At 62.3% G+C, this 14,590-nt stretch carries 12 protein-coding genes; 4 read left to right on the forward strand and 8 right to left on the reverse strand.

Going from position 1 to position 14,590, the window contains the following annotated elements; all coding sequences use genetic code 11:
* Positions 1-43: 43 nt before the first annotated feature.
* Positions 44-1,996 (reverse strand): acetoacetate--CoA ligase, encoded by a 1,953-nt coding sequence (locus RCCGE510_RS20770; RefSeq protein WP_007633201.1) that lies wholly within the window; start codon positions 1,994-1,996, stop codon positions 44-46.
* A gap of 229 nt (positions 1,997-2,225) precedes the next feature.
* Between RCCGE510_RS20770 and RCCGE510_RS20775 the strand changes: the two genes are divergently transcribed.
* A complete protein-coding gene (locus tag RCCGE510_RS20775; RefSeq protein WP_007633203.1) occupies positions 2,226-4,118 on the forward strand; it encodes an AsmA-like C-terminal region-containing protein in 1,893 nt (630 codons plus the stop codon).
* A gap of 18 nt (positions 4,119-4,136) precedes the next feature.
* On the opposite strand, the gene RCCGE510_RS20780 is transcribed toward RCCGE510_RS20775, so the two are convergent.
* The 5 genes from RCCGE510_RS20780 to RCCGE510_RS20800 all read right to left on the reverse strand — a co-directional run bounded on the left by RCCGE510_RS20780 (position 4,137) and on the right by RCCGE510_RS20800 (position 9,738).
* Positions 4,137-4,955, reverse strand: a complete 819-nt coding sequence (locus tag RCCGE510_RS20780; protein WP_007633204.1) for an ABC transporter permease subunit — start codon at positions 4,953-4,955, stop codon at positions 4,137-4,139.
* 4 nt (positions 4,956-4,959) lie between these two features.
* On the reverse strand, positions 4,960-5,871 hold the full coding sequence (locus tag RCCGE510_RS20785) for an ABC transporter permease subunit (RefSeq protein ID WP_007633205.1): 912 nt from the start codon (positions 5,869-5,871) through the stop codon (positions 4,960-4,962).
* Between the two features lie 4 nt (positions 5,872-5,875).
* Positions 5,876-7,018 (reverse strand): ABC transporter ATP-binding protein, encoded by a 1,143-nt coding sequence (locus tag RCCGE510_RS20790; RefSeq protein WP_007633206.1) that lies wholly within the window; start codon positions 7,016-7,018, stop codon positions 5,876-5,878.
* An 86-nt stretch (positions 7,019-7,104) separates the two neighbouring features.
* Positions 7,105-8,202 (reverse strand): polyamine ABC transporter substrate-binding protein, encoded by a 1,098-nt coding sequence (locus tag RCCGE510_RS20795; protein ID WP_007633207.1) that lies wholly within the window; start codon positions 8,200-8,202, stop codon positions 7,105-7,107.
* 126 nt (positions 8,203-8,328) lie between these two features.
* A complete protein-coding gene (locus tag RCCGE510_RS20800; protein WP_007633208.1) occupies positions 8,329-9,738 on the reverse strand; it encodes an XRE family transcriptional regulator in 1,410 nt (469 codons plus the stop codon).
* A 191-nt stretch (positions 9,739-9,929) separates the two neighbouring features.
* On the opposite strand from RCCGE510_RS20800, the gene aceA reads away from it, so the two are divergent.
* Together aceA and RCCGE510_RS20810 are read left to right on the forward strand one after the other, a co-directional pair.
* Entirely contained in the window at positions 9,930-11,219 is a 1,290-nt protein-coding gene (gene aceA / locus RCCGE510_RS20805) for an isocitrate lyase (RefSeq protein WP_007633214.1), read from the forward strand.
* A 21-nt stretch (positions 11,220-11,240) separates the two neighbouring features.
* Positions 11,241-11,477 (forward strand): hypothetical protein, encoded by a 237-nt coding sequence (locus RCCGE510_RS20810; protein ID WP_007633216.1) that lies wholly within the window; start codon positions 11,241-11,243, stop codon positions 11,475-11,477.
* A 48-nt stretch (positions 11,478-11,525) separates the two neighbouring features.
* Here RCCGE510_RS20810 and RCCGE510_RS20815 read toward each other — a convergent pair whose 3' ends face one another.
* A complete protein-coding gene (locus RCCGE510_RS20815; RefSeq protein WP_007633217.1) occupies positions 11,526-12,395 on the reverse strand; it encodes a LysR family transcriptional regulator in 870 nt (289 codons plus the stop codon).
* Between the two features lie 90 nt (positions 12,396-12,485).
* Between RCCGE510_RS20815 and RCCGE510_RS20820 the strand changes: the two genes are divergently transcribed.
* On the forward strand, positions 12,486-12,743 hold the full coding sequence (locus RCCGE510_RS20820) for a hypothetical protein (protein ID WP_192815333.1): 258 nt from the start codon (positions 12,486-12,488) through the stop codon (positions 12,741-12,743).
* Here RCCGE510_RS20820 and RCCGE510_RS20825 read toward each other — a convergent pair.
* Positions 12,716-14,557, reverse strand: a complete 1,842-nt coding sequence (locus RCCGE510_RS20825; RefSeq protein ID WP_007633222.1) for a methyl-accepting chemotaxis protein — start codon at positions 14,555-14,557, stop codon at positions 12,716-12,718. The genes RCCGE510_RS20820 and RCCGE510_RS20825 overlap by 28 nt on opposite strands.
* Between the last annotated feature and the right edge of the window lie 33 nt (positions 14,558-14,590).

Below are 14,590 nucleotides of genomic sequence, written 5' to 3' on the forward strand. Positions count from 1 at the left end.
TGCATGAATCAGTGACAAAAGCTTGTAAACGTCCGATCCGCCATCAATCCTTGAGCTCCTCCAGCCCCGCGAAGAGCTGCAACGCTTCGGGATTGGCGAGCGCTTCCTGGTTCTTCACCGGCCTGTTGTGAACGACTTCGCGCACCGCAAGCTCGACGATCTTGCCTGATTTGGTGCGGGGAATATCGGCGACCGCGATGATCTTTGCCGGCACGTGCCGCGGCGAGGCGCCGGTGCGTATCCGCGTCTTGATCGCCTTGACCAGATCCTCGGTCAGCGCCACGCCGGCGGCAAGGCGAACGAAGAGGATGACGCGCACATCGTCGTCCCACTCCTGGCCGATGCAGAGCGCCTCGGCCACCTCGTCCATCTGCTCGACCTGATTGTAGATCTCGGCGGTGCCGATGCGCACGCCGCCGGGATTGAGCGTCGCATCGGAACGGCCGTGAATGATCAGGCCGCCATGCTCCGTCCATTCGGCAAAATCGCCGTGGCACCAGACATTGTCGAACCGGTCGAAATAGGCGGCGCGATATTTGGCGCCATCGGGGTCGTTCCAGAACATCACCGGCATCGACGGGAAGGCTTTGGTGCAGACAAGCTCACCCTTTTCGCCGCGCACCGGCCTGCCGTCATCGTTCCAGACATCGACCGCAAGGCCGAGGCCGGCCCCCTGGATCTCGCCGCGCCAGACCGGCTGCAGCGGATTGCCGAGCACAAAGCAGGAGACGATATCGGTGCCGCCGGATATCGAGGCAAGCTGCACATCTTGCCTGATGCCCTCGTAGACGAAGGTGAAGCCCTCAGGCGACAGCGGCGAACCGGTGGAGGTCATCAGCCGCAGGCTGGAGAGGTCATGGCTTTTGCGCGGCGTCAGCCCGCTCTTGCGCACGGCATCGATATATTTCGCCGAGGTGCCGAAGATGGCAAATTTTTCGGCCGCGGCATAGTCGAACAGCACGTTGCCATCGGGCGCAAACGGCGAGCCGTCGAACAGGCAGAGCGTGGCGCCGCTGGCCAGGCCGCTGACCAGCCAGTTCCACATCATCCAGCCGCAGGTGGTGAAGTAGAACAGCTTCTCGCCCGCCTGCAGGCCGCAATGCAGCCGCTGCTCCTTTAGGTGCTGCAGCAGCGTGCCGCCGGCCGAATGCACGATGCATTTCGGCACGCCTGTCGTGCCTGAGGAAAACAGGATGTAGAGAGGATGGGAAAAGGCAAGCGGCGTGAACTCGACCTCTCTCGCCTCATAGGGCGCGACAAAGGCCTCAAGCGTCGAAGCACCGGGCGTTTTGCCGACGACGGCCTCGGCATCACCGGCGTAGTGGACGACGACCGTGGGTACATCAAGGCTTTTTGCGACCGTGGCGACCTTGGCGCCGACGTCCTGCAGTTTGCCGGAATACCAATAGGCATCGCAGGCGATGAACAGCCTGGGGCCAATCTGGCCGAAGCGGTCGAGCACACCCTGCTCGCCGAAATCGGGGGAGCACGACGACCAGATGGCGCCGATCGAGGCGGCCGCCAGCATGGCGGCGACAGTCTCCGGCATGTTCGGCATCATCGCGGCGATGCGATCGCCTTTGCCGATACCAAGTGCTGCAAAGGCCTGCTGCAACTTCGAGACCCGCGCGCGCAGCCGGTCCCACGACCAGCGATCCTCCGCCTTATCCTCGCCGCGAAAGACGATGGCGTCGCCTTCGCCGCGGCCGGCCAGCAGGTTCTCGGCGAAGTTCAGCGTCGCATCGGGAAAGAAGCGGGCCTCCAGCATGCGGTCGCCATTGGCAAGCACCTCTGCGCCGCGCTCTCCCTTGACGCCGCAAAAATCCCAGACGGTCGACCAGAAATTCTCCCGCTCGGCCACCGACCAGGCATGCAGATCCTCAAAGCCGGAAAGCGAAAGCCCGAAATCGGCGTTGCAGCGCTCCATGAAGGCATGGATCGGGCTTGTTGCAACTGCATCCTCCGAGGGCACCCAAAGTGGTCTATTATTCTGCATTCATTCCTCCTCCCCAATGCCGTCTTTATATCATGCTGCATTGCATTATAAAGTGCGGAACCGACACGATTCAGCCTACGTATTTAGAAGGACGATGCGGGGCTTGCAGCGTCCATTGCGTGTCTGAAAAGACGCGCGGCGTTGCAGGGGATTTGCATATGCCTGATATTTCCTATATCCGCGAAACCAGCGCATAACGGGATAACCGGCTGAATTGCCGGCGGAGATCATGAACACGTCAAGACATCGCAGGTGGCGCAGGAAGATCGGACCCGTTTCGCGCTGGCTTCCGGCCTTCGCCCGTCTGTCGACGGTCTTCCTGCTGATCGCGCTGGCGCTGTTCGTGGCGTTGAGGGTCGCCGCACCCTATCTCATTTCGACCGGTTTCGTGCGCTCGGGCATCGAGGACGCGCTGTCGAAATGGACGGGCTATCACGCCGAGATCAAGGGCAGTCCGGTTCTGGAATTCTGGCCGACGCCGCGCATCACGCTGAACCAGATCACCATCCGCCAGCCGCGCAAAAGCGGCGACAAGCTGCTCGGCAGCATCGACAGCCTGTCGGCCGATTTCAGCCTCATCGATGCGTTGAGAGGTCGGACAAGCTTTCACGAATTCCACCTGTTGCGCCCCAACCTGGCGCTGACGCGCGACGAGAATGGGCTGATCGACTGGAGCTATGCCGGCCTGCTCGCTCGCGCAATCAGCGGCGTGCGCACCGAAAACGGCACTGAGGTGCTCGATCCGGATCTCGATGCCGAGATCGGCGCGGTAACGGTCGAAGACGGCACACTCACGGTGACCGACATCAAGACCGCCAAGGCCTATCATTTCGACAGCGTCACCGCAGATATCGCCTGGCCTCGGCTATCCGGCGCGATTTCGGCGGTTGTCATCGCCCGCATCAATGGCGAGGACCTGAAGGTCGACTTCGCTTCGCGCCAGCCGCTGCTCGCCTTTGCCGGCAGGAATGCCGAGACACGGACGTCGCTCACATCAAACCTGCTGACGGCGCATTTTCAGGGTATTGCCAGTATCGCCAGCCTTTCGGCCCTTTCCGGCAATATCACCGCCAGCATTCCCGATATGCCGGCGCTTCTCATATGGTCGGGCAAATCGATCCCCGGCATCGCAACGCTGAAGAGCGCCTCGCTGGAATCCGACATCATGTCGTCGGGCAACGGGCTGCGCTTCAACAATCTCAGCCTGTCGCTGAACGAAGCGAGTGCCACCGGGGTAATGGATCTTTTCACCCAACCCGGCAAACGACCGAAGATCGGCGGTACGCTCGCCTTCGACGAGATGAACCTCAAGCCGTTCCTCGACGCCTTCGCGCTCAGGCTCGCCGCCGGCGAGGCGGAGGAAATCTCCGCCGGCATCAGCGGGCCGCTGCGGCTGCTCGATGTCGACGTCAGGCTTTCGGCGCGGCGCGCGCAGATGGGTCTCTTCGAGCTCTCCGATGTCGGCGCCAGCATGATCGTTGCCGGCGGCGAAGCGAAATTCGATATCGGCGACAGCCGGTTCGAAGGCGGCGAGATGACCGCGCATCTGGAAGCGACGCAGCGCGACTTCGACGGTGGCGGCAAGCTGCAGCTATCGATTCGCGATGCCGACTTCGCAGCCCTTGCCGAGCGCCTGCAGCTGAAAGGGCCGCTGCCGCTGGCGACGGGATCGCTCGATCTCGACCTGCAGTCGCCGAAGGCGATCTGGACGACCGGCCTTGCCGACGTCACCGGCAGGCTGCGCTTCTGGACAAGGGAAGGCACGATGCCCGGCATCGATTCCGCAGCCCTCAGGACGCAGGCCGCCGAAAAACCGTTCTTCCCGCTGAGCGCGGCAGGAGGCGGTGCCTTTTCTTTCAACCAACTGAACCTTCAGGCCGATTTCGCCAACGGCTCCGCCGAGATGCACGACGTGCATATTGCCGGCACGGCCGAGACGCTGACGCTTTCCGGCGTCATCACCTATCTGTCGAATGGACTGGCGCTTTCCGGATCGCTTGAGTCAACCGACCCGGCCAAGGCGGCAGAGCTACCGCTTCTGCCGTTCTTCATCGGCGGCTCATGGCCCAACCCGGTGATCTCGCCGGTCCCGCTTCTCGGCACCACGCCCCATCCGCAATAATCCGTCTTCTTCGGTCCATCAGGCGCCGGCAGCCGCCGCACGCTCGTCCCGCTGGCGCTGGATTTCCCGGCGCTTAGTAACGATCGAGGCGCAGATGACGCCGACCGCGACGATGGCGATCAGGATCGTGCACACAGCGTTGATCTCCGGCGTCACGCCAAGGCGGACCTGGCTGTAGATTCGCATCGGCAGCGTGGTGGCGCCCGGCCCCGAGGTGAAACTTGCGATCACCAGATCGTCGAGCGACAGGGTGAAGGCAAGGATCCAGCCGGACAGCACCGCCGGCGCGATGATCGGCAAGGTGATCTCAAAAAAGGTGCGCACCGGCGGCGCGCCGAGATCCTGCGCCGCTTCCTCGATCGAATGATCGAAGCTTAAGAGGCGCGACTGCACGACGACGGCGACGAAGCACATGGTGAGCGTCGTGTGCGCCAACGTGATCGTCCAGAAGCCGCGGTCGAAGCCGATCGCGACGAAGAGCAGCAGCAGCGACAGGCCGGTGATGACGTCGGGCATGACGAGAGGCGCGTAGATCATGCCCGAAAACAGCATGCGACCGCGAAAGCGTGTGTAGCGCACCAGCGTCAGCGCCGCCATCGTGCCGAGGATGGTCGCCAACGTCGCCGACAGCAGGCCGACACGGATCGTCACCCAGGCAGCGTCCAGCAGGCCCTGGTTCGAGAGCAGCGAGACATACCATTTGGTTGAGAAACCGCCCCAGACGGTGACGAGCTTCGATTCGTTGAAGGAGAAGATCACCAGAAGCACGATCGGCAGGTAAAGAAAGGCAAAGCCGAGCGTGACGGAGACGATGTTGAAGCGGGTCCATTTCAGCATGACTTTATCTCCCCCGCTCTTCGGCCTTGGCCTGGGCGTTCTGGAAGAAGACGATCGGGATTACCAGGATCATCAGCAGGATCGTTGCGACCGCCGAGGAGACCGGCCAGTCGCGGTTGGCGTTGAACTCGTTCCAGAGCGTCTTGCCGATCATCAGCGTCTGCGAGCCGCCAAGCAGGTCGGGAATGACGAATTCACCGACAGCGGGAATGAAGACCAGCATGCAGCCGGCCACCACACCGGGGATCGACAGCGGAAAGGTGACGCGCCAGAAAGCCCGGATCGGCGTGCACCCAAGATCCTGGGCCGCCTCGATCAGCGTATCGTCCATCTTTTCCAGAGCCGAATAGAGCGGCAACACCATGAAGGGCAGATAGGAATAGACGATGCCGATATAGACGGCGGTAGTGGTGTTGAGGATGATCAGTGGGCTGTCGATGATGTGCAGCGACAGGAGAAGCTGGTTGAAAAGCCCTTCCGGCTTCAGGATCGCGATCCAGGAATAAACGCGAATGAGGAAGCTCGTCCAGAACGGCAGGATCACCAGCATCACCAGCGTCGGGCGAATGGTGCGCGGCGCCTGAGCCATGCCATAGGCAATCGGATAGGCGATCAGCAGTGTTAGGAAAGTGGATATCCCGGCAATCGCCACGCTCGAGACATAAGCGTTGAAATAGAGCGAGTCCTCGGTGAGGTAGGTATAGTTGTCGAAGGAGAGCTCGCCGATCTTGCTCCAGAGCCCGGCCAAGCCGTCGGTAAGCGAGAAGACGGGCACGTAGGGCGGCATGGCGATCGCCGTCGTCGACAGCGAAATGCGGAAGACGATGAAGAAGGGCGCCAGGAAGAAGAGCAGCAGCCAGGCGTAAGGGATGGTGATAACGAGGCGATCGTAGAGGCCGGAGGTGAGCTTGCCCATGATGTCAATCCTTCAAGAGAACGCCGGCGTTCTCGTCGAAGGAGACCCAGACTTCCTGGTCGTAGGTGAAGGGGTCGTCGACGGAGCGCTGCGCATTGAGGGATGAGGCCTTGACGATCTTGCCGCTCTGCAATTTCACATGGAAGACGGTCATGTCGCCGAGATAGGCGATGTCCCAGAGTTCGCCCCTGGCGGCATTGACCGAAGCGTTGGCGGGCGCCTGGCGCGTGACCCGCATCTTTTCCGGCCGGATGGCGAAGCTGACGGCGCTGCCCGCCGACGGTGTCTCGGAAGAGGCGACGCGCACACTGAAGGCGCTGTCGACTGATATCTCGACGGTGCCGTTGCCAGATGAGGCGACTTTGCCGTCGAAGATATTCACGTCGCCGATGAAATCCGCGACGAAGCGGCAATTCGGCGCCTCGTAGATCTCCGCCGGCGTTGCCACCTGCACGACCTTGCCGTGGCTCATGACGGCGATACGATCGGCCATGGTCATCGCCTCTTCCTGGTCGTGGGTGACAACGACGAAGGTGAGGCCGAGGCTCTGCTGCAGGTCCATCAGTTCGAACTGGGTTTCCTCGCGCAGCTTCTTGTCGAGCGCGCCGAGCGGTTCGTCGAGCAGCAGCACCTTCGGGCGCTTGGCGAGCGAGCGGGCCAGCGCCACGCGCTGGCGCTGGCCGCCGGAAAGCTGGTTCGGCTTGCGGGAGGCAAACTGCTCGAGCTTGACGAGCTTCAGCATCTGCGAGACGCGATCCGTCATCTCATCCTTCGCCATACCGTCCTGCTTCAGACCGAAGGCGATATTCTTCTCGACCGTCATGTGCGGGAAAAGCGCATAGGACTGGAACATCATATTGACCGGCCGCTTGTAAGGCGGCGTGCCGGCCATGTCGGTGCCGTCGAGCACGATTTCGCCGGAGGTTGGCTGCTCGAAGCCGGCGAGCATGCGCAGCAGCGTGGACTTGCCGCAACCAGACGCGCCAAGCAGCGCAAAGAACTCGCGGTGATAGATATCAAGCGACAGATCGTCGACGGCGGTAAAATCGCCGAAGCGCTTAGTGACATTCTTGACAGCAATAAAGGGTTTTGCAGAGGGATCGGTCCAAGGCGCAAAAGCGCGGCGGATATTGCCGAGAGACTTCATATTATTCCCCGAGTACACGTTTTCCGGCCTCGACCTGGGCCGGTAATAGAAAGGCCCGGACGTTTCCGTCCAGGCCCAAGGCTGCATTATTGGCCGGTAACGACCTTGGTCCAGAGGCGCGTCCCCAGGCGCTGCGTTTTCGGATCCCACGGCTTGACCGTGAAGAGGTTTTTCATCACCGCCTCGGTCGGATAGACTGCCGGGTCTTCCAGAACGTCCTTGCTGACGAACTGCTGCGAAGCCTTGTTGCCGTTGGCATAGAAGGTGTGGTCGCTTGCCTTGGCAATGACTTCAGGCTTCATCATGTAGTTCAGGAACTCGTGGGCTTCCGCGACGTGGGGCGCATCGGCGGGGATAGCCATCATGTCGAACCACATCTGGGCGCCCTGCGGGGGAATCGAATAATTGACCTCGACGCCGTTCTTGGCTTCGGCCGCACGGTCGCGCGCCTGCAGCATGTCGCCGGAATAGCCGAAGGCGATGCAGATGTCGCCGTTGGCAAGCGCATTGATATATTCGGACGAATGGAATTTGCGGATATTGGGGCGGACCGCCGTCAGCAGTTCTTCGGCCTTCTTGAAATCCTCAGCCTTCGTGGAGTTCGGCTCGAGACCCAGATAACGAAACGCCGTGGTGATGACGTCCTTCGGTGTGTCGAGAACGTAGATGCCGCAATCCTTGAACTTTGCAGCGACCTTCGGATCGAAGATCACTTCGAGACCGGGCTTGACATCGGGACCGAGGATTTCGGCGACCTTCTTGACGTTGTAGCCGATGCCGTCGGTACCCCACATGTAATCGACCGCATGTTCGTTGCCCGGGTCATATTCGCCGGTGCGCTGCTGGATCACATCCCACATGTTGGAAAGGTTCGGCAGCTTCGACTTGTCGAGCTTCTGGAAGACGCCGGCCTGGATCTGGCGCTGCAGGAAGTCGGCGGTGGGAACGACGACGTCATAACCCGTGCCGCCGGCAAGCAGCTTGGTTTCCACGGTCTCGTTGGAATCGAAGGTGTCGTAGACGACTTTGATACCGGTTTCCTTGGTGAAGTCGGTAAGGATGCTGTCGTCGATATAATCCGACCAGTTGTAGACGTTGACCACGCGTTCCTGCGCAAAGGCCGGTGCGGCGGCAAGGAGTGCGGCAACGGCGGCGGCCGTCACGCATAGAATGGTTGACCTCATGACTTCTCCTGTTTGTTCAAAGATTCCGCACCCCCGGACATCTTTTCCCTCTGGTTTTTCACGCAGACTAAGAAGGATTTTAACAGCCCACAAGCGTAAAATCCTGCGCTCTCAATGATTTCACAATCACTGGAAGTCGAAGGCGCTCAGCCCGGCCACCATCTCATCGAGCCCAAGTGGTCTCGTCACCGGCGGCTCGGCGCGGGAAAGACAGCCGCGCCGCTCGCAAAGGCGACAGGCCGGACCGATTTCGACCGGGTCGAGCGCCGTCGCCTGGCCGTAGACAAGCGCCTCGCCAAGGGCGGCGTCGCAGCCGATCAGGATCGCGGTGCGCCGCAGTCTTTCGCCGAATTCGACGCTCGGCCCCTCCAGGGTGCGGGCGACCGTCAGGAAGGATGCGCCGTCCGGCATGACCACCGTTTCGGCGAGAATCTGGCCCGGCTGCAGGAAGGCGGCGTGGATATTCAGCTTCGGACAGCCGCCGCCGAACCGGGCCTGCGGAAAACCCTGGGCGCCTGCCCTGCGCAGCCGGTGGCCCGCGGCATCGATCTCGATCAGGAAGAAGGGGGTGGCGGCCGCGCCGGGTCGCTGCAGCATCGTCAGGCGCGCGGCGGCATGGCCGAAGGAGACGCCGAAGCGGGCGCGCAGAATATCGATATCGTAGCGCGTCGCCTTGGCGGCCGAGAGAAAGGCCTCATAGGGCATGGCGAGCGCCAGGGCGGCGATGCGGGCAAGCTCGAAGCGGGCGATGCGGCGCGCCTCGGCCGAGGAGAAGGAGAGATCGTCGAGCTCGGCATCGATGACCGGCAGCAAAGCGAGGGTGGCGACCTCGACTGATATCTCGTGCGCGCGGTCGGCCGGTGACAGGCGCTCCGAGATGAAAAGCCGCATCGAATGACGGTCGAAGCGGCGGCGCAGATCCGGCATGACATGGACGGGCAGGACACGCACGGCGATGCCGCGCTCGGCGCGCAGCCAATCCTTGAGGCCGGCGGCAAGATCGAGGCCGCCGGGGAGCGTTGCGGCAAAGGCTTCGGCCGCCGTCTCGATCCGCCCGAAATAACCAGACCGGCGCTCCAGCGTCTCGCGCACCTCGTCGAGCGGCAAGCGGCCGGCGGCAATGGGCGCATGGCCCTCAGTGGCCATCAGCGCCGTCAGATCGGACAGCCTTGCCGTCTGCTCGCGATAGGCGCGGTAGAGCTTGATCATGCCGCTGGCGGCATTGGGCGCGGCCTCGGCCACCTCCACCAGTTCCTGGTCGCCGGGCAATTCGCCCGAAAGCAGCGGATCGGCAAAGACTTCCTTGAGCTGGCCGAGACTGCCGCCGGTCTGTCCGCGCAACTCCTCCAGGTCGACCCTATAGACGCTTGCAAGCTTGAGAAGGAGTTGCACCGTCAGCGGCCGCTGGTTGCGCTCGATCAGGTTCAGATAGGACGGGGATATTTCAAGGGCCTCGGCCATGGCGGTCTGGGTCAGCGCCAGCGCATTGCGGATGCGCCTGACTTTCGGGCCTGCGAATATCTTCCGTTCCGCCATGGCACACCCTTTGACAAGGCAGGAGCGCTCTATTTACAATATTTTACAAATTCACAGCGCCGGTCTGTCAATCCTCGTCATCTTAACCTCTTTCCATCCAGGAAATCAAAGGTTTTTCTGGCCATATCGCATCCCGTTGTCAATCTTGTCATCAGCACCCTTTTGTCGGGCTTTTTAGTGAGGAGAGCAGCGTGACGGATTTTTATAAGCTTGTCCCAAACACATCGGCAGGCCGGTTCGACGGCATCGAAAGACCCTATTCGGCAGACGACGTGCAGCGGCTCAGAGGTTCGGTGGCGCTCCGCCATACGCTGGCCGAATTGGGGGCGGACCGGTTGTGGCGGCTCCTGCATCAGGAGGATTTCGTCAATGCGCTCGGCGCGCTTTCCGGCAACCAGGCGATGCAGATGGTGCGCGCCGGGCTGAAGACGATCTATCTCTCCGGCTGGCAGGTGGCGGCAGACGCCAATACGGCATCGGCGATGTATCCGGATCAGTCGCTCTATCCGGCCAATGCCGGGCCGGAGCTTGCCAAGCGCATCAACCGCACGCTGCAGCGCGCCGATCAGATCGAGACCGCGGAAGGCCAAGGGCTCTCGGTCGAGACCTGGTTTGCGCCGATCGTCGCCGACGCGGAAGCCGGCTTCGGCGGACCGCTCAACGCCTTCGAAATCATGAAGGCCTATATCGAGGCGGGTGCTGCCGGCGTTCACTTCGAGGACCAACTCGCCTCGGAGAAGAAATGCGGCCATCTCGGCGGCAAAGTGCTGATCCCGACGGCCGCCCATATCCGCAATCTCGACGCCGCGCGGCTTGCAGCCGACGTGATGGGCGTTGCGACGCTCGTCATCGCCCGCACCGACGCGGAAGCGGCAAAGCTCTTGACGTCAGACATCGACGAGCGCGACCAGCCCTTCGTCGACTATGATGCCGGCCGCACGGTCGAAGGTTTCTATCAGGTGCGAAACGGCATCGAGCCTTGTATCGCACGCGCCGTCGCCTATGCGCCGCATTGCGATCTCATCTGGTGCGAAACCTCGAAGCCGGACCTCGATCAGGCACGGCGCTTTGCCGAAGGCGTGCACAAGGTCCATCCCGGCAAGCTGCTCGCCTATAATTGCTCGCCTTCCTTCAACTGGAAGAAGAACCTCGACGAGGCGACGATCGCAAGGTTCCAGCGCGAACTCGGCGCGATGGGCTACAAGTTCCAGTTCATCACGCTCGCTGGCTTCCACCAACTGAACTACGGCATGTACGAACTGGCGCGCGGCTATCGGCAGCGGCAGATGTCGGCCTATTCCGAGCTGCAGCAGGCGGAATTCGCCGCCGAGGTCAATGGCTATACCGCCACCAAACACCAGCGCGAGGTCGGCACCGGCTATTTCGACGCCGTGTCGCTCGCCATCACCGGCGGCCGGTCTTCGACCACGGCGATGCACGGCTCGACCGAACATGCGCAGTTCAAACCGGCTGCGGAATAAGACAAAGAGGAGGAGAAGATCATGGCATCCATTTCGCGCGTCCGGGAACGGGCCGAGGAACAGTCGACCAGCATGAACGAGGATCAGCAGACGACGATCCGCATGCTCGCCAACGACCTGCATCGGCTGAACCAATCGGTCATGAAAGCCGTCGAGGCCGGCGTCTCGGTCGAGCTGGTGCGCTCGGCCCGCCATCACGGTGGCGACGGCAACTGGGGCGACCTGCTGATCCCCGTCGTCGTCACCAACCGGCATTGAAGAGAACGCCCGCGCATCCCCAAAGATGCGTGGGCCTTCAAAGTTCCGTCAGCCGCGGCTCGGTCGTTTTCCGGCGAAGAGATCGGCATAACTTTTGATGAGTTTGGTCATGCGGTCGGCGACCGTGCGGATCTCCGGGCGATGGCGATCCTCGGCGTTCATGACGATCCATTGGGCGTGGCGCAATTCCGGCAGCTCACCGCCCTGGCGCTGCAATTCAGGGTCGAGATCGCCGACAAAACAGGGAAGCACGGTCTTGCCGGCGCCGGCGCGCACCAGATCCGGCAGCGAACGCGGCCGGTTGACGGTGGCGACGATCCCCGTTGCGGCATGGGCGTGTGGCCAGCGCAGATAGGCCGATATCGCCTCCTCCTCGGCAACACCGATCCAGCGTTCATCGGTCTCGGCGGCGTTGCGTCTGATATAGACGGCATAGGCCACCTCGCCGAGCCGGCGGGCGGCAAGATTGGCCTCCTCCGGCTCGAAGGCGCGGATGCCGATATCGCTTTCGCGATAGGCAAGGCTCGCCCGCGCCTCGCCGATGGTGAGCGAAATGGCAAAGCTGTCGCCCGGCATGCGGATTGCGGCGAAATTCTCCGTCAGCAGCCAGGCGACCCAGGTGCCGGCGGTAATCCGGACGGTCGTGCCGCCCTCGCCCGATTGCCGCCAAGCCTCCACCTTGCGGGCGGCGGCCTCCATCTCCTGAAGGTGATCGAGCAGCGCCTGGCCATCCTGGGTCAGGCGGTAGCCGGTCTGGCTGCGCGAAAACAAGGCGCGACCGACCTCCTGTTCGAGATCAAGCATGCGCCGGCCGACGGTCGCCGGACTTAGCCCGCTTGCCGTGCTTGCTCCCGTTAGGCCGCCGAGACGGGCGACCTGGAGGAAAAGCTGATAGGAATCCCAATTCGCATTTTTCATCGATGAAAAACATAGCGGGATTTTCCCTGTTTATGAAGAGATATTCGATGCCTAAATCATGCGATGTCTCTCACAGGAAAGGACATCGCCATGATCGACATGATCACCATTGGGGGCATCCAGGAATATCGGCACACCCGCAGGCCAAGCGGCGGCAGGGCGGACGAGGATCGATTCTACGCCGAGTTCGGAGACAGCAGCCTCATTCGCTTCGGCACCTGGTTGACCTCGCTGGACATCAGCCTAAAGCGCGTCGCAACAAAAGCACGGCGGCGGCGCATAGCTGCGGCGCAATCCGGCGGCGGCTGCGGCCACGTTTCTCAGGCGACTTTCCTTGCCCCGAGGTGAGCAGGCTCTGCGACGATGCGGAAGCGCTCGATCAGCGCCATCAGCGTATCGGCTTCGCCGGCAAGCAGCCGGCTTGCCTGCGTCGTCTCGGCGACCATCGAGGCATTCTTCTGGGTCATCTGGTCCATGGCGTTGACCGAACCGTTGACCTCCTGCAAGGCGGCCGACTGATCGCGGCTTGCGGTGGCGATGGTTTCGACATGGCCGCTGATCGCGATGATCTCCTGGCTGATCGAGGCAAGGACGCTGCCGGTCTTCTGGACCAGTTCGGAGCCCACCGTCACTTCGCGGCTGGATGTCTCGATCAGCGACTTGATCTCGCGCGCCGCATCGGCCGAACGCTGGGCGAGTTCGCGGACCTCATGGGCAACGACGGCAAACCCCTTGCCTGCCTCGCCGGCCCGGGCCGCCTCGATGCCGGCATTCAGCGCCAGAAGATTGGTCTGGAAGGCGATGTCGTCGATCACCTCGATGATCTGCTCGATGCGCTGCGAAGCCTCTTCGATGCGGTCCATGGCGGCGACGGCATCGCCGACGACGGCGCCGGAATTGTCGGCCGTCTTCTTGGTCGCGGCCACGACATTGTTGGCTTCGCGCGCACGCTCGGCGGAAGAGCGAACCGTGACGGTAATCTCCTCGACAGCCGCGGCGGTCTCCTCAAGGCTTGCCGCCTGTGCTTCGGTACGTTTCGAAAGTTCGCCGGCGGAGGCCGAGACCGCGCCGCTGTTGCGCTGGATGGTCGAGGCGCTGTCGCGGATACCGGACAGCGTGTCCTGGAGCCGCAGGAGGGAGGCGTTGAAATCGACGCGCAGCTGCTCCAACCGGCCGACGAAGGGCGTGCCGATCGTTTGCGAGACATCGCCCTGCGACAGGCGTCCGAGGCCGGCGGCGAGCTGGCTGACGGCAAAGTCGATCTGGCCGTCGAGCGAGCGCTTGTCGGCATCGTTCCTGGCGCGTTCGGCATCGCTCAAAGAGCGCTGTTCGGCAGCCTGCGTTTCCAGGTCGCGCCTGGCGCGAGCGCTGTCGCGGAAAAGCGCCAAGGCCCGGCCGATGTCACCGAACTCGTTCTTCTTGGCGACACAGGGGATCGCTCCATCAAGATCGCCCGAGGAGATCGAGTGAACGCTGGCGGTCAGCGCCTGCAGCGGCTTGACCGACAGGCGGATGGCATAGAAGGCGAGAACACCGACGATGAGCATGACGATGGCGCCGACGCCGAGAACCAGCATCTGCAGCTCATACATGCGCTGATAATAGACCTCCATCGGAATGCCGATGAAGAGAATGCCGACATTGGCGTTCGATGCATTCTTGACGGGGAAGTAACCGGTCATGAATTTGCGGCCAAATAGCTCCGCCTGGCCGTAATAGGCTTCGCCCCTGGCAAGAACCGGCTGGGCGGGGTGCTCAGTGATGAGCTTGGTGCCGACGGCGCGGTCGCCGTTTTCCTTCTTGACGTTGGTGGAGATGCGGACGTAGTCGCCGCCCTGCTTCTGGAAGATGGTGGCAACGCCGGCGATCGATTGCGCGGTGCGGTCGACCAGCGAATGATCGGCAAGGACCGGAATGGCGTCTTCGGTGACGGTCGAGAGCTGGTTGTCCCTCAGGTCGACCTTTGCCGCCAGATCGGCCGCGCCGTAGAGCACGGCCATCGCGCGGGTGGCGTCCTTCGCGTCGGAGACAGCCCCGTCCATGACATAGCGGCTCAGATTGTAATAGGTGACGCCGACAATGGCGGCGGTGCTGATCGCCAGCAGAAACAGCGTGATCGCAACGATCTGACGGACGATCGATGTAGAGAAAAGGCGCAGCATGAAAACCCCCGGCAGAAGACCGCGGCTAAATTA

The sequence above is a fragment of the Rhizobium sp. CCGE 510 genome (assembly GCF_000292525.1).
Taxonomy (GTDB): domain Bacteria; phylum Pseudomonadota; class Alphaproteobacteria; order Rhizobiales; family Rhizobiaceae; genus Rhizobium.